Annotated in this window: 18 protein-coding genes; 8 read left to right on the top strand and 10 right to left on the bottom strand. The window is 37.8% G+C overall.

Annotation, left to right across the window (positions count from 1 at the left end; genetic code table 11):
- Window positions 1-252 precede the first annotated feature (252 nt).
- From IPJ83_05175 to IPJ83_05165, 3 genes are all read left to right on the top strand, one after another.
- Window positions 253-966: a glycosyltransferase family 25 protein gene (locus IPJ83_05175; protein ID MBK7879934.1), complete on the top strand. Its 714-nt coding sequence runs from the start codon at window positions 253-255 to the stop codon at window positions 964-966.
- Window positions 967-1016: 50 nt separating this feature from the next.
- Window positions 1017-1175 (top strand): hypothetical protein, encoded by a 159-nt coding sequence (locus IPJ83_05170; GenBank protein MBK7879933.1) that lies wholly within the window; start codon window positions 1017-1019, stop codon window positions 1173-1175.
- Window positions 1176-3393: 2218 nt separating this feature from the next.
- Entirely contained in the window at window positions 3394-3708 is a 315-nt protein-coding gene (locus IPJ83_05165) for a hypothetical protein (protein ID MBK7879932.1), read from the top strand.
- A gap of 142 nt (window positions 3709-3850) precedes the next feature.
- Here IPJ83_05165 and IPJ83_05160 read toward each other — a convergent pair whose 3' ends face one another.
- Complete coding sequence (locus tag IPJ83_05160) at window positions 3851-7279, bottom strand: T9SS type A sorting domain-containing protein (protein MBK7879931.1); 3429 nt, start codon at window positions 7277-7279, stop codon at window positions 3851-3853.
- Window positions 7280-7362: 83 nt separating this feature from the next.
- On the opposite strand from IPJ83_05160, the gene IPJ83_05155 reads away from it, so the two are divergent.
- Both IPJ83_05155 and IPJ83_05150 read left to right on the top strand, forming a co-directional pair.
- The gene (locus tag IPJ83_05155; protein ID MBK7879930.1) at window positions 7363-7581 is read left to right on the top strand and encodes a hypothetical protein; all 219 of its coding nucleotides are present in this window, start codon (window positions 7363-7365) and stop codon (window positions 7579-7581) included.
- 18 nt (window positions 7582-7599) lie between these two features.
- Complete coding sequence (locus IPJ83_05150; GenBank protein MBK7879929.1) at window positions 7600-8103, top strand: DUF1572 family protein; 504 nt, start codon at window positions 7600-7602, stop codon at window positions 8101-8103.
- Window positions 8104-8144: 41 nt separating this feature from the next.
- On the opposite strand, the gene IPJ83_05145 is transcribed toward IPJ83_05150, so the two are convergent.
- Together IPJ83_05145 and IPJ83_05140 are read right to left on the bottom strand one after the other, a co-directional pair.
- Window positions 8145-9026: a hypothetical protein gene (locus IPJ83_05145; protein ID MBK7879928.1), complete on the bottom strand. Its 882-nt coding sequence runs from the start codon at window positions 9024-9026 to the stop codon at window positions 8145-8147.
- A gap of 20 nt (window positions 9027-9046) precedes the next feature.
- Window positions 9047-9694: a hypothetical protein gene (locus IPJ83_05140; protein ID MBK7879927.1), complete on the bottom strand. Its 648-nt coding sequence runs from the start codon at window positions 9692-9694 to the stop codon at window positions 9047-9049.
- A gap of 93 nt (window positions 9695-9787) precedes the next feature.
- Here IPJ83_05140 and IPJ83_05135 point away from each other — a divergent pair, with 93 nt between their 5' ends.
- Window positions 9788-11017 (top strand): MFS transporter, encoded by a 1230-nt coding sequence (locus IPJ83_05135; GenBank protein MBK7879926.1) that lies wholly within the window; start codon window positions 9788-9790, stop codon window positions 11015-11017.
- Window position 11018: 1 nt separating this feature from the next.
- On the opposite strand, the gene IPJ83_05130 is transcribed toward IPJ83_05135, so the two are convergent.
- The 4 genes from IPJ83_05130 to IPJ83_05115 form a co-directional block, all read right to left on the bottom strand.
- Entirely contained in the window at window positions 11019-12482 is a 1464-nt protein-coding gene (locus tag IPJ83_05130; protein MBK7879925.1) for a T9SS type A sorting domain-containing protein, read from the bottom strand.
- Between the two features lie 85 nt (window positions 12483-12567).
- Entirely contained in the window at window positions 12568-13068 is a 501-nt protein-coding gene (locus IPJ83_05125) for a DUF1761 domain-containing protein (GenBank protein ID MBK7879924.1), read from the bottom strand.
- A gap of 99 nt (window positions 13069-13167) precedes the next feature.
- Window positions 13168-14724, bottom strand: coding sequence for a T9SS type A sorting domain-containing protein (locus IPJ83_05120; GenBank protein ID MBK7879923.1), 1557 nt, complete (start codon window positions 14722-14724; stop codon window positions 13168-13170).
- A gap of 41 nt (window positions 14725-14765) precedes the next feature.
- A complete protein-coding gene (locus tag IPJ83_05115) occupies window positions 14766-15278 on the bottom strand; it encodes a hypothetical protein (protein ID MBK7879922.1) in 513 nt (170 codons plus the stop codon).
- A 180-nt stretch (window positions 15279-15458) separates the two neighbouring features.
- Here IPJ83_05115 and IPJ83_05110 point away from each other — a divergent pair, with 180 nt between their 5' ends.
- A complete protein-coding gene (locus IPJ83_05110) occupies window positions 15459-16832 on the top strand; it encodes an FAD-dependent oxidoreductase (protein MBK7879921.1) in 1374 nt (457 codons plus the stop codon).
- Window positions 16833-16975: 143 nt separating this feature from the next.
- Here IPJ83_05110 and tmk read toward each other — a convergent pair whose 3' ends face one another.
- From tmk to IPJ83_05095, 3 genes are all read right to left on the bottom strand, one after another.
- A complete protein-coding gene (gene tmk / locus IPJ83_05105) occupies window positions 16976-17596 on the bottom strand; it encodes a dTMP kinase (protein MBK7879920.1) in 621 nt (206 codons plus the stop codon).
- A gap of 73 nt (window positions 17597-17669) precedes the next feature.
- Window positions 17670-19250 (bottom strand): peptide chain release factor 3, encoded by a 1581-nt coding sequence (locus IPJ83_05100; GenBank protein MBK7879919.1) that lies wholly within the window; start codon window positions 19248-19250, stop codon window positions 17670-17672.
- A gap of 160 nt (window positions 19251-19410) precedes the next feature.
- Entirely contained in the window at window positions 19411-20595 is a 1185-nt protein-coding gene (locus IPJ83_05095) for a DUF255 domain-containing protein (GenBank protein ID MBK7879918.1), read from the bottom strand.
- 112 nt (window positions 20596-20707) lie between these two features.
- Here IPJ83_05095 and IPJ83_05090 point away from each other — a divergent pair, with 112 nt between their 5' ends.
- Window positions 20708-21889: an aspartate aminotransferase family protein gene (locus tag IPJ83_05090; GenBank protein MBK7879917.1), complete on the top strand. Its 1182-nt coding sequence runs from the start codon at window positions 20708-20710 to the stop codon at window positions 21887-21889.
- The last annotated feature ends 67 nt before the right edge of the window (window positions 21890-21956 follow it).

The raw sequence follows: 21956 nt of genomic DNA, 5'->3' as shown, positions 1-21956 counted from the left end.
ATTCGAATATTCATCTTTGAGAATACAAGCCTCTCTCAGCAGCTGACTCTAAATTCCACTTTTGATGCACGAAATATTTATTTAATAAAGCAATAAATGTATATTTGTCATATTAAAAATAACTATTTAGAAAAATCGCGCTTTAATGACTGGGCGGTTTTTAAAGGATAACCCAAAATTAAATTCTTGCTAAAATTTATCTTAGTTGAAGTATTTTAGAACCCAATTTTAAAATCAACTGCAAACCAATTAATGTCGAATACAAATACATTTATCATCCATGTAAGTACAGCCATTGAACGGGAGCGGCACATGTTGCAACAAATCTCAGGGAGAAATTTATCGTATCAATTTATTCTGGATGGCGACAAGGACCAACTTAATGAAAAAATATTGGACAAATATTTTACTGGTGGTATGAGACAAATCAGCAATGGTACCTCTTGTGCCTACAAACATATTCTGGCTTATGAGACCATGATAGAAAACAATATAAGACATGCTCTGGTACTTGAAGATGATATAGAATTAGATGCTAACTTTGAGGACGTCTTAGGAAAGATATATATTGAAATAGAAAGGAATAATAATTCAAATTATCTAATTTCACTGGAAGATTCCAATTTGAAATACGTTAAAGGAAGTGAGCGAAACCGTGATCAATTCTTATATCCCAAAAAAATGGGTAGAATGGCGGGTGCCTATCTAATTGATCTGAAAGCAGCAATGAATATGCTGAATGAAATTAATCAACACAAATGTTCTTTACCTATTGATTGGTTTCATAACCTTTGCTCTGAAAAAAATATCCTCAATATTTGGTGGGCACATCCTTCCATTGCTTGCCAGGGCAGTTTATCCGGAAGCATAAAATCATTGATTGATGACAAACCAGCGAATTACTTTAGAATTATTTCCTTTAAAATCCAAAAGTGGTACAAAAAAGCAATTTATTCCATAAGATAGAATCCATAAAAGCACAATATTTAAATTTTATGATCACTTAAATCGAATCCATGTTAAATAACAGGAAAGAAATAGGACTTTTTGTATTAACAATATCTGCATTAAGCTTATTTGTATTTCTGAGTTTTAACAGACACAGCAAAACCGTTACTACAGTCGCTGGGCGAGCCGGATCGTTTTTTACCGGCTATGGTATGCCACTGCCTTGATACCAAAACGGTGGGTTTCTTGATAACGACAGTTCACCATTGGGGATGCTTATAAACAAGCTCTGTAACCGGTCTTCGCCCTTCGAGATCACGATCATCACATGATGTCATTTGGCGGTGTACAATCTTTATATGGCTATCTTTTTATTCCTTTGGCCTTTTTGCTGCCTTTCTATATTTAATTTTTACTACTGATTTTATGAGGCGTTCAAATGTGTTTTCATATATTATTTTTGGTATCATAGCAGCCTTGATTGTTTTAGTAAGGCCAACTAATGTGCTTTTTCTTTCCCTACCTGGTGGACTGGGGATGCTAGTTAAGCTTAAGGGTTGATTCCTTCTTCCTTTGTGATTATCCTCAATTAATTGGGATGCATTTGGTGAACTTTTAAGTTATTCTATCAAAAGGAGGCAATGGCTTCATCCAAAAATGATCTGTATTTGGTTTTCCCCAAACAATGGTCTTCTCTATACTCCTATTTATTTGATTTTAGTGGGATGTCAAATTGCCATAATTAAATCCAAGGCCGAAGAGGCCTACACTATCTTTTCTATTATCTCCTGTTTTCGCGGTGGATGGGTTGGTGCCTGGTTCGAAGTGGAATACTTAGCCTCTTGTTGCCATTGGCAGAATTCAAATTGGAGGAACCGGTTTGACATAATTTGCCCTTTTGTCTCAAATGATCTATACTTATGATGAGTGTTTTTTTGGTTAAGCAATTGGGATTTTGAGCGGTGGATACAGTTAATTATTAAGCCTACAAAATAAATTATTGTATTTCTTAAAATGTTAAATAATACTTTTAACTTAGCTAAAACAAAACAGAAAATTATCTTATGACCTTTAAATATGGGATCTTTTTAATATTATTTATTTATATAATATCATTTTCTTCCACAACCAAGAGGGCGTTTGCATTTGCAGTTTGGTTTTTACCTACCAGAACTTTTTGATAGGACGCGAGATTGGAAGTAAATTTACAAGCGGTAACTGGCAAGTGCTTTGTATCAAGTGTACAAAGTTAAAGACGACCCGTGGCTTTCCACTTGGGTTATGGGCCTTCTAATTACATTAATTGGAATTTGGGCATTGCACATATTCCTTCTTTATTATGTTAATGCCAAAATTGCTTTACTAAGCATGACATGGTATTTGGCAAATACCCTTTAGGGCCTGTATTCTAATAGCTTGCTCTTATAGCAACCGGCGTTTTTTTTCCCCCAGATTCCAAACTTTTTCTCTTTTTTTACGACCTCTGTTGAATGCACCCGCTGGCTGTTAAACACCGCTGTTCCTTTTTTAAATGCAAAGATGGCAGGCGCGGTTTTCCTATGACTGCATCCCAGGGGTGTTAAATTACTTGGGTTTTTGCTCCTTTTTTCTGGTTTTAAATGTCTTTCAGATTGGCAAACGCAGGTATCATGGAGGAAACGAACCAGGGACTTATTTAAGATGGTCAAAAATAGCCTTCGTTGAACAAAGATCATTACTGCTCGAGGATGATCCTGAAATAAAGGATGGCTTGGTAAGTTACAAGGCTTAATCTGGCGACTCCCCCCCTAATTCAAATTGGCCTCTCCTTTTGTTGGAATAGGGCAGCCGTTCCAGTTCTATAAAAATTTCCATATTAATGATAATGGCATGATATTTTTTAACTGGCTTATTCAATGTAAATTAAATAATGAATCCCCAAATCATGACCAATTAAATTTTTTTTTTTTTTTTGAAAGGGCAAAATTGTTTGAATATTTCAAATCGCGCAAATTGCAAAAATTGGATGAACTTTGGAAAATTTATAATCCTTTGTGCCTATATTTTCATTGACAAAGGAGAATTTAAAATCATGAACACATGAATCAGGATGATTTTTCAAAAGAATTGGAAAAGGCTTATAAAAAAGCAGTCAAGCATCTTGACACCATAAATGCGGATGCCGAAAAAATCAGAAAATCAGCTGTAGATGAACTTCAGGCGGCACAGGATTTTAGATACCAGGCGGAACAAGATGGTCAAAAAATGGCTGAAGAGTATTTTGAAAAAACTAGAACCCAATTATTGGAAGCCACCCGAACAGAACTGCTGCGGGATCTGGTGAGGAAACATTTGCTGAACAAAGAAAATGCCCATGAAATAGCCCATTGGCTGAATGTGTCAAAGGAATTTATTGCGGAAATAAAAAAAGTTATTGACCGAAATTTCAAATCCAATAATGCAATTATGGAAAGAATTTTTCCGGATGGAAAACCTAAACTTCGTTACGTAGAAATGGGCCGCGGTGGTACGATTTATTACGAAAGCAGTCATGCAAGGTTTGACATGTGGTGGGAGTTTGCAGGCGGAAAAGCACTCGTTATTTTAGATATCCCTACACCGGATCAATGGACTGCGCGCACAGGCCTCCCATTGGCTCAAAGAAAAAAGGTTTTGAATTTCATAGGAGAACAAATTGTGCTGGATAAAATTTCTTCCGGAGGTTCTTTCATAATAGGAGAAAATGTAATCACATTCTATGGTCCGGAGCCAAGAGAATAATTCCATCCGGATAACACGATCAATTACCCAGTGGAACATACTACATTGATACTATAAATCCGAAAACAAGCAGGGTGAATTTATTCCACTAGCTTTTTATATAAATCGAATTTGCTCCCACAAAAATGAAGGATATGTATAATTATTGCTTTATAATTTTTCGTGTTACTGTTTTTTCCTTTTGATTAATTTTTACAAAGTAAATGCCGGCCGGCAACTCACTTAATGACCAACGAACAGAAACTAAGCCTGGCCCTCCATTCCTGATTTCTTTCTTCAGCGTATGCCCATTGAAATTAAGCAATTGAAAATAAACGGGTTCAGTATTTTCATCCTTATATTCCACATTCAGAATATCCAAAGTAGGATTCGGGGTAATACTTAGAAGTTGTGGTTGCCATTCATTGTTTACGGACAACACCGGATCTACCACAAAGTCATACTGAAATCCCGCACCAAAATCTGGATTGAAATTTTTTAATGGCGCATAGTTATTTGTTAATTTTCTGGATAATCTGGCAAAACCAGAACCATTATTAGGATAAAACCAAAAGGATAATCCATCATTTGCGACATCATTTACGATTAAAGTGTAACAACCTGCCGGCAGTGCCAATTCATCTCTGTATATAACATTTGCAGCCAATCCATTTCTTGTCAATACATTTTGGCCTTTGTTGTTTACAATGCGATAGCTGTTGTCAATCGCTACATTGTTGGTCTTAAATTCCAAATGCAAATTGCTGCCATACTTGTCCACATTTTTATACGGAACAGAGAGGTAATTATTCAGTACATGATCATCCATTTGATCATTTGGATTACTTAACAAAACTTCAAAAATCAGACTTGTATCCGTCCCTGAATTCCAGAAGCCATCCACATCAAGAGGAAGCTCAATGTCTTTTTCTTCTGATGGCATGATGCTTCCAGTCCAACGATAAGTCAGTTGACTACCTCCTCTGCGACCATATTTAATCGTCAATGCACTTAATGTGTTTTCTCCTGAATTTCTAACTTTAATTAATGGTGAATTACAAGAAGGATTTAACCGATCAAATTCAACTCTTCCTGCATTTGGTCTTTTGATCTCCTCCAATGATGCATCGTTCTTAAAGGAATATGGACCATAGCTTACCAATTGAGTAGACACCAGATAATTCGCCTGAGACAATGCAGGCAATTCGATCCCATAATCTAAGGTCATATCGGCTCCAGGTGTGGCAAAAGGTGTTAAATCAAATCTAAACAATTCTGTGGGCGCTCCTGGACACCAACCAGCGCGATCAAATATCCATGTTCCTCCTTGAGGATAAATAGGATTAGAGCCGCATTCCTTCCACACATCAAACTGGAATTTCTTGGTTGCAGATCCGTTTACGCTGACAAAATGTTTTTTTGAGGTAAACTCTCCATTTTGTTCATGACCAGTAACGGAAGAACGAATATTAAAATACTTTGCATCGTTTCTTAATTTTGTTTTCCTAGGTTCAAATTTAGTGTTGTCGTAAATTTCATTAAAATAACCTCGATCAAATGGCCAAACATTGGCTACATCAAGGACTTTTCTTTCCGGTGTTCCCTTGATAAAAATAAACTTTAGATCAATCTCTTCCTGAAACTCTCCACCCAACTCCATACTTAAATATTTTCGTCCTCTGAGTATAGGCGTAAAGTCTGTAACATCAAATACAAAAGTTTTGCCATCCTTGCCCAAATCAAGATTGTTACCATAAGGCGTTACCAGCGAGAGCAACTCATATTTGGCAGGTCTTTTTCTATAGTACTTTAGTGTCGTAATGGCCAATGCCCCATCCGGATCCAGATAGATTGCATCCGCAACTTCTCCATCTTCGCGATAGATGAAAAGATCACCGGCCTGATTCAAATAATATGTAGAATCCAGCACCAGATTATTATTGACCACTTTATAATCCTGAACTTTTTTTGGTCCATTGATAATGGAATCCAGGACAGTAAAATCATCGACAACAAATCCATTATAAGTACCTTGAATAAAACTAAAATTCGGTCTTAATTTAGAATTTACAAAATTCATTACCATTTTATCTCCTCTTTCCTGATGTCTGTCCAATGCAACCGAAAGATCAGCTGATTGAGGCATTGGTGCCTGGTCAACGATTTGATTGCCCCCCCCATTTTGCATGGAAAAGTAAAACAACAGATTGTGGTAGAATGGATGTTTGTCGTTCAAAGATCTATTCTTCCATGACTGAATGGTCAATGAATCCAGTTCTTTATTCCAAATACTAAATTCACGAATTCTACCGAAGTAGGTATTGTTTGAAGCCACAGCTTCTCCCAATTTCATAATATCGCAATCGATGGGTTTCGTTTTCCCACTTCCGCTTAACCACAAACTTCCATTGCGATAGATATTCATTATCCCGGTAGTTGCATTCTTTGTAAAAGTCCAATGCACCCATTGTCGCTCGTAATCATTTACGCCGGCTGCTTTTTCAATACGGTCATAAGATCCATTTTCATTACCACAATCAAAATAAATACCTCCATTGCTCCAAGGAAGATGAATATTTATTTCTCTTTCATCGTTTTTATTGTTGACTTCAAGGATACTGTTGTTGACAGGTTGGTAATGAGCGGTTCCATAAGACCAGAAACCGATGGTAATTTCATTCTTTATTTGACTTAATTTCCCCCCCTGAACTTGACCACTTACCCCATCAAAGACCAGACTTTGCTCTGCTTGTTGAGCGATTACAGCTTGTTTGTCTCCAGACAATTCATTAAAACTGAATTCAGGTTCTGCTGCCTTATTGAATTTTGAAAAACTTACATCTACCATTACATTGGATGTGCCATTCCAATTAATCGGGGTGTAAAATTGAAAACGCTTGGTTCCTGTTGTATTCGTCTCAACATCCCGGTAATAGACTTCTGACCAGCCCTCAGTATGAGGGTTGGTGGAAGAAATTTCATTGTCTCCCGTTGCTTTCATTCGGATTCTAAAATTTGGCAACTTAGCACCCTGGGCAAGCACCGCAAGTTCCATTGCAGAAATATTGCCTGCCTTTAGTCCAAAACCAATGAGTTCCTGAGCAGTGAATAGATATTGACCTCTGAAGGTACCTCCCGCAGCATTGAAGCTTTCCCGCTGCCCCCCTGCCCCACTTGGATATTTTTTTTCATTAGAAGAAGAGGTATAACGGGCTTCTTTTTGGACATACTGATAATAGGTATATACTGGTTCATTTCTATATTCAAAAGGCGATCCGCTGAATCCGGATATAACATAACTCGGATTGGTCGCCAAAGAACTATCTACCCTGCTGCTGTCGGTAATAAAAGTATTGCAGCTGTAATCCCACTCACCGCATCCAACACCGCTTACTCCAACCTTTGCGCCCTTGCAACGCATATTATAGACCATCCATATTTTTCGAAAAGATTGATTGGCATCATCCGGGAATTCATAAACTCCACGGCGTCCGGCACTGTCCCGGGTAAGCGTCTGAACGATTATACTGTCTTGAGCAAGCACATTTTGAAAAAATATAACCAAAAATATCAATGCTGTAAAATAACGCATAAGTAAAATTTGTTTTAAAGTGTAAATTTAGCTGATTTATTACAACTGCCTGCAAATAGATGAAACTGAAACATACCAAAAAAATGAAATGGAATAACGGGCTTTTAATTTTCGTTTGCAGCACAGGGTGTTTTTCCAACCAGTCATTTAAAAGTAATTGTACCGAATCCCCAAAGCAGGATTGTATTTGTACTATGGATTACAAACCGGTTTGTGGTTGCAATCAAAAAACTTATGCCAATGCTTGTAGTGCAGAGTGTGCGGGAATTATGCATTATAAATCAGGTAAATGTTATCAGTAGTCCTATAAAAAAATGTTCATGGCGTCAAAGATCCTCCCCTTAATTAAATCTGAATTTAATCTTAGAATAAATACAGAATCGAAAAAAAGAATTCTTCAATGTATAAACGAATTGGATACACATGAACTGACATGGAGACCAAATGCGAATACCAACAGCAGCGCAAATCTGATTTTACATTTAAGTGGTAACATGAGACAATACATCATTACAGGATTGGGTAAGGGAAATGACATAAGGGAACGGAGTAAAGAATTCTCAAATAATGGACCATTCACTCATGAATACCTCCATTCTCTCCTTGAACAAACTACCCAACAAGCAACAGAGATTGTAGACAATTTACAAGAGGAAAATTTGTTTGAGATATTTCACATTCAATGTTTTGATCTTTCCGGTTATGAAATCATCAGTCACGTAATAGAACACTTCTCTTATCATACCGGCCAAATTGCACTGCTGTGCAAAATCATAAAAAACAAAGATCTTGGTTTCTACCAGGGGATGGAATTAGGGAATTAGTTAATTAGCTAATGAGTCAATTAGCTAAATAGTTAATGAGTTTAGATTTTTTGTTTTGCAATCTGAAAAACTCTGGAGAGGTTAAAACCAAATTGTATATCCCCCGCAAACCAATCCCCATTTTTTTCACTGATATAAGCACGTTCATTCATTCCTGTGGCATTGGAAAAATGGAGTTGGAATACGTGACCACCAGTTTCAATATCTACGCCAATGGACAATGGCTGGGTGTGATAATTGGTTAAAAATTGGCCGAAAGCGTAAGTGTAATCCCACACTACTGCAACACGCTTAGTTACTTTATAACGACCGCCAAGATTAATTGCCGGTGTATTGTTTTCCTCCAATAAATTATCTACAAGATTCCGATGAATAAGCATTGGACTGATTTGTAAACTAAATGATTCACTGAATTTTCTACCTATGATCAATTGGTGAAAATAGGAAACCCGCTTATAGAATTTATCTTCTGTCGTGGATTCCTGATAAGGATTTTTTAATCCATTATACATCATCCCGCTTGCCCAAAGAATGGAAATTGGAAAAGAACGATGTCCTTTTGATTGTTGAACGATTCGGTATTTAAGAAATCCATCCAACTCTTTCTTGAATGTAGATCGACCAATACCGGCGGTAAAATTTTTGGTTATCCCATAATCAAAACTCATCCTCATGGTCGCATTATCCAAACCAAAAAATTCATCAAAACCCTGATTTACCTGGCCGAACCGATGAAGAATTCTAAAGTCTAATGCGCCAACAGGCAACATCTCCATACTATGCGAACTGATGACTCTCGGTGACTTAAACGCATTGGTTACATATGTCCTTGTGTTGTCTTCTCCCAATTCGCTCAACAAATCAGTTTCCTGAGCAGACATAATTTTTAGAGATAGTATAAATATCAGTAGTAGATTTTTCATGATCTGATGGTCGCTTTAAATTAATTATTAGGTGCTCCTACTGCAATCCATTTCTTAATTTTAAGAATGTTGCAATTGGTTAATTTACTTCCATTTTTAGGCATTTTGTTGAAGCCATTCATCCATTCGATGGTACCAAGTAAAGAATTGTCATCTACCACTTCTTTGACATGGGTATATGTGGTCAAGTCAAGATTTCCCTGAGGATTTGAGCCACTGTGACAACCCGTACAATAAAATTTCAACAATGGTGCGATGGTTCCGGAATAAAATACATTGGTGGTGTCACATACTGTAGGAATACATGAATTGTTCTTTGCCCCTTGTTCGATCCACAAGGCTACTGTCCGTAACTGTTCATCCGACAATGCTTCATAAGGTGAGGGCGGCATTCTTGAAGATCCGAAAGGAATGACCATCACGGAGAACAATTTACTAGCATTGTAATCTCCAGATTTAACTAAACTTTTTATGTCATTAAAGTTACTCAAATCCAAATCTTTCTCCCGATCTATCGGATTGTGGCATTCACTTTGTGTGCAATTGGATACAAGAATAGGTAAAACCTCCTGCTCATAGCAAATCTCAGGTCCTTCCACTTCCACCTCATTTGTGCAGGAAACCACCAGAAAAAGACCAGTTAATAACGCAAAATTTCTTAAAAACATGAACATATCTCTATAATTCGTAAATGTAAACATTATAAAATGAAAACATATTACTGTAAAGAAGGTTTATTATTCTAATTCCTTAATTTAAGTATGGTCAAAATCAAAGAATTTGTCCTTAATTCTTACTCTGGAATCCATAAAAATGTCTGGATTTTAGCCACTGCCATGTTTATCAATCGGTGTGGCAGTATCGTCATGTTGTTTTTAAGTGTTTACCTCAGCCAGGAATTGCAATTCTCTATCCAACAGACTGGAATTGTCATGGCCATGCTTGGAATAGGAAGCCTTACAGGTTCATTATTAGGAGGATTCCTGGTAGATAAAATTGGTTATTATAAAGTTTTGGTCAGTACCATTATTACATCCGGAGCAGTGCTTTTTATGGTAAGTTTTACCTCCAACTTTTACGTAGTTTGTTTGCTTATATTTCTATTTACTGCTACAGGTGATGCCTTCAGACCGGCCAACATTACAGCCATGAGCAGCTTTACGGATGAATCAAATTATACCCGAAGCATCGGACTAAATAGATTAGCCATGAACCTTGGATTTTCAGTCGCACCAATTATTGGCGGATTGTTGGCCGTGGTTAACTTTAAAGCAATATTCTGGGTGGATGGATTGACTTGTATTGCGGCAGGAATATTTATCATTGTCTTTATTGGAAAGGCAAGAAGGGTGGAACGAAAGAATGGTCTGTCGAAGAAAACCAATGTCAGAAATGATGAACCCGTACTTTCTCCTTGGAAAGATTATTTTTATTTGTTGTTTCTTTTGGTTTGTTTACTGTATGCAACATCATTTTTTCAATTTTTCACCAGTCTTCCTTTGTATTATAAAAATGTCTATGGACTTAGTCCTAAAACCATCGGTTTGCTCATGGCAATGAATGGACTGGGTGTTGCTTTAATCGAAATGTCGGTAATCTATTTACTGGAAAACAAATTGAGGAATTTTACCTATATAAAAATCGGTTGCGCAGTATTGATTGTAGCTTTTATCATGATGAATATTTGGAAAGGGATGTGGGTACTCGTTGTGTCTATTATACTCATTACCCTTAGTGAAATTTTGGCCATGCCGTTTATGGCAAGTTTTTGCATGCGTCGTGCGAATCCTCAATCCATGGGGCGCTATATGGGTCTGTATTCCATGGCCTGGGCGGTTGCGTTGATTATTGCACCAATCATAGGCACTCAACTGATTGATCGGTACAGTTTTGAAGTCATGTGGTACAGTCTTGCTGGGGTTACTTTTCTAGCTATGAGTCTGATGTTTTATATAAAGGACCGTGACAGACTAAATGTGGCATCCAACTAATTTACCTGGAAGACACGATAATTTTTTGGATAAACATTTGATCTTCCGACCATAAATTCAAAAGGTAAACTCCCGGGGATAAACCAGCAAGATTAATTTGTTTCGTGGGATTAATTTCCGTACTGTTGAAGAACAATAATTTCTTACCCTCCAAAGTAAAAACGGCACACTTTTGGATGTTACTTTCGGTAGACAGATGAAGTGTTCCATTTACTGGATTTGGAAAAATATGAATCAATGTATTTTTTTGACCAGGCTGCTCAACACCTACTATACAGGGAATCGACTCATCGATTCTTTTTGCAAATAAACCAGCAACTGTTTGGGTTCTTAAAATATAATTGTCCACGGTATGACCGCCACCTGAATTAGGATTCAATACCTGATACAAACAATCTCCATTGTTTGATGTCCGATCATAAACCAAGTCAGCCTTTGTCTGGAGACCGGATAAAATCTGCTTGTATCGGTCATTCAACAAGTCAGACCCCATGGCAAGCGGTCTTGAGATAATGTCCTGACAGCCGCCAAGATTGGAAAAGCATGAAGCCAGATCTTGCAATAATTTTTTATAGCCTATGGAAACCACCAAATCATTGGGTTGATGAAAAAGATATAAACTCGGAAGATCTACATCGGAACTTCTTTGCTCAAACATATCGTAAAACATTGCACCATAAAATGCTGCAACACCTTTGATTTTAAAATTTCTTGTTCTTGCAGGATTGTAATCTGAAACCAGGTCCGGTCTGCTAAGATTCATAAACGCAATACCTGTATCATATCCAGTTTGCCGGATGCATAAATCCTGATATATCAGATTAGGTGCGGCAACATCATTTTGTTTATGATACGGAGAAAGTATTTCTTCCTGCCTATCCATAAACCCAACGCCCAATGCCGTAATGGCACCTGCACTTTCGCCCAAAATAAAAACATTCCTTTTGTCAATATTTAATTCGGGACGGGAAAGTAAAAAATCTATTGCCTTATTTCCATCTTGTACTGCTCTGAAAAATGCCCGGTACCATTCCAAGGTATCTGTTACATTCAAACAATCCCAAGGAGCATTGAACAATTGGGTCACATTACAATGCACCTGCTTATCCGTATTAAACATGCCCAATCTGTAATCCATTGAGGCGGTAACATAACCTCTTTTTGCAAAATCTTGTCTTCCATTGGCCAACAACCCATCGCTTTTTGATCCTGCAAGGAATGCCCCGCCATGGATAAGGATAAGTAAGGGTCTACCACAAGCAGGTGGTTGATCGTCTGTTGGCAGACTTAAGTCAAGTTTGAGGCTTCTTCTATTTCCTGCAAAATCCAAAACTTCTGCATAAACTAAATCCTGAGTTGTAGAAATCTTGTATTTTGTCTCTATCCACTTTTGTGCTTCTACCTGAAAAATTTCCAAAAACATGATGACTAAGAAGAAACAGCATTTCAAAATTTTACAACTCATTTTTGGATGATTTTTGTAATAATAAAAGAAGGAATTTACCAATAAAGATAAATTCCTTCCTGTAATATGATTTGATTAATTAAAATTATTGCCAACCACTAACAATCCCGCACATAATGGCTAAAACTATAGTCCAATAAGCCGTATTCATCATGGTAAGTTTAAAGGATTTTCTTTCAAAAAAACCATTGGTCGCAATGATCGGAAAAATTAAAAAGATTCCGGATAAAATACCATGCAATGCACCATGCTTGAAAGTTCGGAACTCATTGGCATACTCTCCTCCAGTTTTAAACTTATCCACGATCATTTTAGCGGCGTCGGCACGGGCAGGATCATTCACTGCATTGAGCAATGCACTTTCTACACCCATTTGATGAATACAAAGAATAGGCGTGGCCATCGCCAGCATTATGGCAAAAAGCAATGAAAGCCCATAGATCATAGGCATATTTGCGCCATTAATTTTCTCTTCAGTGAGACCTGTTTCCCTCATCCAGGCATCGCCCATCACTTTTTTATGATACCAAACGAAACCTACAGCCATGGGCACCAAAGCTGCAACGAGAATAGCAATCCAATTCATAATTTGTTTTGTTTTATTTTGTTTGAAAAAAATTAACCTCCAAAACTAACAAAAAAAACAAATGCCCGGTTATTTTTTGGCTAGCATCCCAAAAGAATATTAGCGTTGTATGACCAATTTTTGACTTAATGTACCTGAATTGGTCCTTAACATTACAAAATAAACACCATTGCCAATTTCAGGTATTTTAACTTTCAGTGCATGCTGACCTTGCATATAATTTCTTTTTTCCACAAGGTTGGATACTTTTTGTCCCATCAGATCGATCAGGTCCAACTGAACCGGTTGGTCTGCATTCAATACAAATGGAATGTTTATTTCCGCCTTGGAAGGATTAGGGTAAATCGGCATTAACTGATTTTGTATATCTCTGTTCAAAATCCCTTTTCCGGCTAGGTCATCGTTACCGAGACTTACATTTTCATCTCCGGGCTGAAACAATACAAAACTAATGGGGAGGTAGTACATTTCATCGGATGTTCCTTCACCCCAAGTGATTGATTTTGGTGGCGAATTTGGATTTACCGGGTTGTCAGAAGTATTATCATAAGTTGCAAATGCATGAATTTCACTGCCTGCAGGAATCACGATAAGCTTTTGAAAATAATACCCACCTTGCCAGTTAAAATCCCAGTCACTGATTTTGATTAAAGGAATTTGACTGCCATTTGGGAGTTTGGCATACACTTCCCAATCCTTACCCAACATATGACAATGCGGCCAGATTCCTACCAAACTTACATTGAGTGGTACTTTGTAAACACCATGAAACTGTTTTACAGTATTGGCTGGAATGATGAAGGGTCCGTTGATCAGATCAGGAGGAAGCATGATTTTATTATAAACTGTTCTTTTGCTAGGTTGCTTGGCAAAGAAAAGATTCACTACCGAACTGTCTGATTGATCAACGGCGGTTGGTGCATAATGCATTTGTAAAACCAAATCTGATCCCTTTGGAACCATCTGAGACATCCCGTTGGTATATAGATTTGGTTTTTGGCCTGGAACATATCCCGGCAATTGCTCTCCCCTTAAAGCATTAGCAGATCCCCCGGTATATCCGTATTCAGGAGACTTGGCATCTTCCGCCCTGGCAGCTCCTGTGTTATCTGCCCAAAACAAGGTGTGGTGTACAATTTTATTGTTGCCAGGTCTCATTTCAAGCGCTATCAGCTCTTTGTCTTCTGTAAGATTGGTGGGCAAAACGAAATACTTGTATTCGTCTCGGCCATCTCCTTTGTGCACGTATTTTTGAGCAAAGGAGACTACAAGATCAGGGGTACCTATTTGGGATCCTGATGGAAAGTTTGGAAACCGGGGTTCCTTTGAAGGATCTCCCTGTGGCATTCCTGCATCCACCCATTTACCCAAAATATTGATTTCCGCATCTGTAAGGTAATTCTCATGCTGGAAGTTACGATATTTTGGATCCGGCTTCCAGGGTGGCATATATCTGGATTCTGTAACGTGCTTAATGGTAAATGCTCTGTCCTTGACTTCTTCATAATTTGTCAAAGGGAATGGGCCTATTTCTCCAGGTCTGTGGCAATTGCTGCAATGGGTATAGATAATTGCAGCTACCTGTTCGGAAAAAGTCTGCGCATTACCAACATAACAAAAGGCAAATAGAAAAAGAAAACTGTACCTGTATTTCATGGTTTGAAATTAATGATCAAAGATATGTTATTGTCCTTGAATTAAAGCCGTGTTAAAAAACAACCAATCGCATCGGTTCTAAATGGATGGATCAATTTTCCATGACGTATGGATTCCAGACAATCATTCAATTCATGCGTGGTGGCCCTGGATCTTCGTTTACCAATTTTAGCAAACAAATTGTCGATACGTCCTTGGTATAGGACTTTCATCTTGAACTCATCATACAAGACCACTTCCGGCATTACAGTGACATCGTATTTAGATGAAGTCACCTGTAATACATCCATTTGATATTTTAAATCCAACTGATATTCCTTCATGAACTTTTCAACTAAATCAATTTCAGAGGAAGGGCTTGGAAAGAAAGCTTTAAATTCAATGCTGTCACATTCATACTCCTTTTTCAAACGATTAATTTCCTTTACATAAGCCTGAGTAATTTTACATTCCTCCAGGAGAAAAAAATACACCTTGTATTGACTCTGTGCTGACAAAATATCATTGAACCACAACACAGACCAAAACAAAATAAGTAATTTGAATAAATTCATATCAGGTAAGACCCTGTTTTAGGTATAAGGTTTAATAACTTTTGTATAATTCCCAAAATTTTATCGAAAGAGCGAATTTAAATAATAAAAAGCTTAGTCAAGCTCTGTTTGTTCAATGATGATATAGGTTTTAGGGTGAAATACTTTTTTTATCTTTACTTCTGTGAACAAACATATAAAATGAAAAGAAGAACATTTATCATTCAATCGGCAATTGGAACTGCAGCCTGGAAGGATATAGGAAGCAATCTCCCGGCTCCAAATTTTAACTCCTCTAAAAAAGTAAAGTCAGTGTGCATTATTGGTGCCGGCTTTGCTGGCTTGATGGCTGCACATACCCTTAAGGAAAGAGGCACAAAAGTTACCATTCTGGAAGCAAAAAACAGAATAGGGGGGCGTGTTTTTTCACATCATCCATCCTCTGCGCCGGATCAGGTCATTGAATTAGGTGCAGAATGGGTAGGTCAATCTCATGAATTAATTATAGGACTTTGTAAAAAATTTAATCTGATTCTTGAAAACAATCAATTTGAAACCCATCTAACTTTTAATGGTCAATATTTTAAAGATGGAAAATGGTCTCTTAGTCCTGCCTTTAATACTTTCTGGGCAGCCAAGAAGACCATATGGAAGAATATGCCGGAAAAACAAAAGAAGAAACTGGATCGGACAGATTGGTGGAGATTCCTATCAGATAAAAAATTTGATGACAGGGATTTAATGCTTAGAGAATTAATGGACAGTACAGATTTTGGTGAAAGTATCAGACATGTGTCCGCATATGCTGCCTACGCCGAATATGCTGAAAGTAGTGAAAAGAATGAAATGGATTTGAAAATAAAAGGTGGAAATTCTCAATTAACAGAGGCCTTAAGTAAATCCATCGGCATAGAAAATATTCTACTAAGTCACAAAGTTAACAACATCATTCAAAATAAGAATGGAGTGCAATTACATTGTGAAAATGGTAGCACATTTGAGGCAGACAAACTGATTTGTGCCGTTCCCACTTTCTCCTTAAGAAAAATCCAATGGGCCCCACAATTGCCAGAAATTATGGTGGATGCTTTAGCAGAGCTCCAATATGCCCGAATTGGAAAATTTCCCATGGTCTTTTCTGAAAAGTTTTGGAAGCAAGAAAATTTTGACATGGTAACAGACACACCCGCTCACTATTTTTATCACGCCACAAAGAACCAAAATGTTCCTGGAGGAACTTTGATTTGTTATGCCACAGGAGATAAAGCTGAATCCCTGAATTCGATAAGTTCGGAACAACGCAAATCTATAATTCTAGATGCCCTTAAACCTGCATTCGGTGATGTAGGTAAATATCTAAAAGAAGACTTAAAGTTTTATTGGGGAAATGAGCCTTCTTCTTATGGTGCTTATGCTTTGTATGGTGTGAAGCAATGGTTTGATGTAATGCCTGTACTGAGTGAACCCTTCCAGAATACTTTATTTGCCGGAGAACATTTGGCAGAATGGCAGGGGTTTATGGAAGGAGCTTTACAAAGTGGAAAAGATGCTGCTGAAAAAATATTGGGAAAATAATTATATGTATAATTATCAGATCTGATTACTACTTAGAAATGGATACAAATGCTACTTCAGAATAGTGCAATTATTCAACAGCAAGTTTGAGTTTGAAATAAATGCCGATGAAAAATAGTCCTTCGGAAATGACCTTATTACTTCTAAAAGTATTTTAAAATCGTTTTCTTCACTTCTGAGTGAATCTTTTCTATTTCCTCATCTCCATTGATCACCACAACAGTTTCCGTTTCTTTAAGTAAATCAAATGCTTTAAAATATTGATCTCTTACTTTTCTCAGATTGTCTAACGTTTCATACATCTCTCTATCTGGTCGCGAAGCATGAATTCTTTCCATTGCCAGCTCGGGAGAAACATCTATAAAAACATTTAGATCCGGCCGAAGCAAGTCTGCACTCAGCGCATTAGCCTTTATTACCCAATCCATGGACATATGAACGCCCTGATAGGCATAAGACGAAAAATAATAACGATCACAAATAATGTGATAACCATTCTGTTGCATGGGAAGCATTCCATACTCAGAATGCAGGATATGATCCAGTCGGTCTGCAACAAATAAACCGGCTATCGTGCGATGATCGGCCTCCATTCTTCCACTGAACGCTGCACGGATTAGGGAGCCTATTGTTTGATTGGTTGGTTCTGCCGTGAGCAAAACCTTCTGTCCGGATTTGTCTAGTGCTTCGCGCAACAATTTTGCTTGTGTGCTTTTACCACTACCATCAATTCCTTCAAATGCAATGAAAACAGGTTTTGCCATTTTATCTGATCAGATTCCATTTAAACTTATCATCGTGCAAATTAAATCAAATTATATCTACAATGAACAAATTTTAAAATTCGCTGGTCATGTGGAATTTAATATCCGGAAAATTATCCTGAACAAGTTTGAGTGTCCAGGCGGATTCCGCTAAAAAAACAACTTTCCCTTCCTTATCCTTTGCAATGTCTTTTTTCCTCCTTTGGATAAAATCTTCCATTTTCTTTGGATCGTCACACTGCACCCAGCAGGCTTTGTGTAAATTGATCGGATCATAGGAGCAGGCAGCATTGTATTCGTTTTCCAGGCGATACTGGATCACATCAAACTGTAAAGCACCCACCACACCAATAATCTTGCGCTGCGAATCTTCCTTGGTAAACATCTGTGCAACACCTTCGTCCATGAGTTGCTCCAGTCCTTTTGCAAACTGCTTGAATTTGGATGGATCGGCGTTGTTGACAAACCTAAAAATCTCCGGAGAAAACCTCGGTATTCCCTTAAAGTGTAACTTCTCTCCTTCTGTTAGTGAATCTCCTATTTTAAAATTACCGCTGTCATAAAGTCCAACTACATCACCCGGATAGGCTTCATCCACGACCTCTTTGCGGGCAGCCATGAAAGATGTAGGGTTTGAAAATTTAAGGGATCTGCCAAGACGTACATGATAAAAATTGGTATTCCTTTTAAAAACCCCGGAACAAATTCTAAAAAAAGCGATCCTGTCCCGATGTTTGGGATCCATGTTGGCATGAATTTTAAACACGAAACCACTCATGGATTCTTCTTCAGGATGCACTATTCTCTCTTCCGTTTCACGAGGCAGAGGTGTTGGAGCAATTTCCACGAAACAATCCAGAAGTTCTCTTACCCCAAAATTATTCACCGCGCTTCCATAAAATACCGGACAAACCTTTCCGTCCAGATAATCCTGACGGTTAAATTCCGGATAAACCCCAAGAACTGTTTCAAGATCTTCCGTAAGTTGCTGGTGTGGTCTTTCCCCAATGATGGAGGACAACTTTGGATCATGAATATCCTCTATCACCACAGCATCTTCTCCTTCCTGCTTTCCATGTGGTCTAAAATGAATAATTTTCTTCTCATATAAACTATAGACCCCTTGAAATCGCTGACCCATACCGATTGGCCAGGAAAGAGGTGTAACCCTTAAATTTAATTTGGTTTCCACTTCATCCAACAAATCAAAAGCATCCTTACCTTCTCTATCGAGTTTATTAATGAACACGATAATGGGTGTCTTACGCATACGACATACCTGAACGAGTTTCTCCGTCTGCTCCTCCACTCCTTTCGCTACATCAATCACCACAATTACACTGTCCACAGCTGTTAAGGTTCTGAAAGTATCTTCTGCGAAATCCTTGTGACCAGGGGTATCCAAAATATTAATTTGCAGATCACGATAAGGAAATGCCATCACTGAAGTTGCCACAGAAATACCTCTTTGTCTCTCGATTTCCATAAAATCGGAAGTGGCATGTTTTTTTATTTTATTGGATTTAACTGCACCTGCAATTTGAATAGCTCCACCAAACAAAAGTAGCTTTTCGGTCAAAGTGGTTTTTCCGGCATCCGGGTGGGATACAATACCAAAAGTTCTGCGTTTGTTGATTTCTTCCAAGACACTCATAAGGGGCGCAAAATTAGACTTTAATCCGGAAATGAAATTCCAAATGCCTAGAATTAATTGATTTATTTACAAGAATGAGATGCCTGTACAGTCTAAAGTAACAAATTTTGAAAGTCTACGATTTAAATCATAAAACGCTTGAATCGAAATATTTGTACACTTATTTTGTTTCTAGTTCCCGCAGCATCTGTTCAAATTGAAATGGTGCCTCCATTCTTTCTTTGGCGAGTTCCAAACCTTTCCTGAGTGTTTTGATGGCTTCCTGATGCTTTCCCTGCATTTTGAGGATACTACCATAGAGGTAGTATTGATTGGTCAATCCACCATTTTCCATGGCTTTTTTTGCAAGTCCTTCAGCAAAATCAACCACATCTTTATCGGTCCTGAAGTAGTTGATGGCATTTTGTGCAGTAGCTGCAAGTTTTAGGGCATCATTTTTTACCGACTTCTTTACATACGATTTTGCGGAGCTCAGGTATTGCTTGGCATCACCTGTCTTGCCGTAATACTCCATATTGGTCTGGAATATAAAATCCTGGGCTTTATTGGGATTGTTTTTAATCTTAGACTGAGCTTCTTTAAGTAATGTTTCATTTCGAAATTCAAGTGCCTTTGAATAGGTCCTAAAACAAGCCTGGTAAACTTTTGCTTCAAATACTTCCTTCTTTTTAAGCTTAATGATGTCTTCCTTATTTTGAATCAATAAATCAAAAATTCTTGAATCTGCTTCGGTGGTTCCTTCCAAAATTATTTCCAAGTTTTCCTTTGATTTAAGATTTTTTTGTGTGGCCAAATATTCGTTGGTGATTTTTAAACTTGATTTACCAACCATATTTAAAGACTTGATGTATTCCAGCACAGTCTTAGGGTCCCGGTCACCGGCTTCGTATTTCTTTGCAAATTCACCGGAACGGTCATTCTTTTTCAAAGCTTCCCTCCCAAGTTCAATAAACTGTTCAGGCCCTCTCATACCAACACCCTTGTGTATGATCTTTCCTGATCCATCTATATAAAGCAATGTTGGATATGAATTTACCGAATAACGAATGGCCAAATCAGGCCCTTCCCCCTTCTCCATATCCACTTTAAGGTTGATGAAATTTGCATTGTAAAAACCACCTACTTCACTATCCGGAAAAGTGCTGGATGCCATTCTTCTGCATGGTCCACACCAGGTTGTAAAAGCATCCATAAAAATAATTTTACCTTCAACATTGGCTTTTTCCAATGCTTCGCTAAAAGTTCCATGAAAGAATTCCATGCCCCCTTTACTTTCCTGTCCGAAAAGCGCTGCTTGTTGTAAAGTGAAAAATAAACTAAGGCTAAGTACTAATGATTTATACATTTATCTGCTGTTTAATGATTCAAAACGGATAATTTTACGCAAATATTGAAATATTTATCATTTCCGTTATGAATAAAACCCAAAAAGCGGAATTTGGTTTCAACCCAAGATAATGTATTTACGCCGCCAATTTTTTGAGAGGATTGCCCAGACCAGTGAAATTCCACAGGCATTTGAAATCGACCATGCGCTTGGTTCTTTTCTTTATTCAAAAAACGGAGAGCCTTACCTTGATTTTGTAAGCGGTTTCAGCGTAAGCAATCTTGGACATAGCCACCCAGAAATTGTTCACGCCATCCAAGAGCAATCCGAAAAGTACCTGCACAGCAATGTATATGGCGAACATATCCAAACACCCCAGGTGGGATTGGCAAACCTATTGAGTCAATTATTGCCTTGCGAACTTAATGCTGTCTATTTCTTGAATTCTGGTTCTGAAGCAGTGGATGCAGCGATCAAATTATGCAGAAAATTCAATTCCCGAAGTGACATCGTTGCCAGTAAAAACGCATACCATGGAAGCACACTTGGGGCAGAGTCGCTTAGAAGTGACGAGACTCATAGCAGGCCATTCAGACCTCTTATTCCAAATATTAAATTTATCAGACCTAACTACATAGAAGATTTAGAGCTCATCGACCAAAACACCTCTTTGGTAATCACAGAAGTCGTTCAGGCTGAAGCAGGAGTCTTGGTCCTGGATCCTGATTATCTGCTGTCCTTGAGAAAAAAATGCACAGAAGAAAATGTGTTGTTGGTTTTTGATGAAATTCAAACTGGGATGTGCCGCACAGGAAAACTATTTGCCTTTCAAAATTATGGCATCACTCCTGACGTACTTATTTGTGGAAAAGCTTTAGGAGGGGGACTACCACTTTCTGCAGTAATTTCTTCACAAAAATTACTGCTTGAATTCTCTCAAAAACCTGCATTAGGACATCTTACCACTTTTGGAGGCCATCCTCTTTCCTGTGCTGCCGGATTGCAGGCTCTAAAAATTATTTTAAAAAATAACACAGAGCAGGAAGTCCTAAGAAAATCAAATCTTATCCGGGAATATTTTACACATCCTAAAATTAAATCCATCAGATTTTCAGGACTCTTAATTGCCGTGGAGTTGGAGAACGAAAAATTAGTGATGCAATTTATCAGATTGGCTTACCAAAGGAATATTCTTGTTGAAAGTTTTCTTTTTTGTCCTCATGCTGTGCGAATCGCTCCGCCTTTAAACACCACAGATGAAATTCTCCACAAGGCATGTAAAGAACTATGCGAAATACTTGAGATGATATAGAAGAGTGCAAACTCATTATTGCAGTGGAATACCTTATTGAAAAAGCCACCAACTAAAAATAAGTACA

The organism is Candidatus Vicinibacter proximus (assembly GCA_016713905.1).
GTDB classification, from domain to species: domain Bacteria; phylum Bacteroidota; class Bacteroidia; order Chitinophagales; family Saprospiraceae; genus Vicinibacter; species Vicinibacter proximus.
This window is presented reverse-complemented; position numbering and strand designations above follow the sequence as displayed.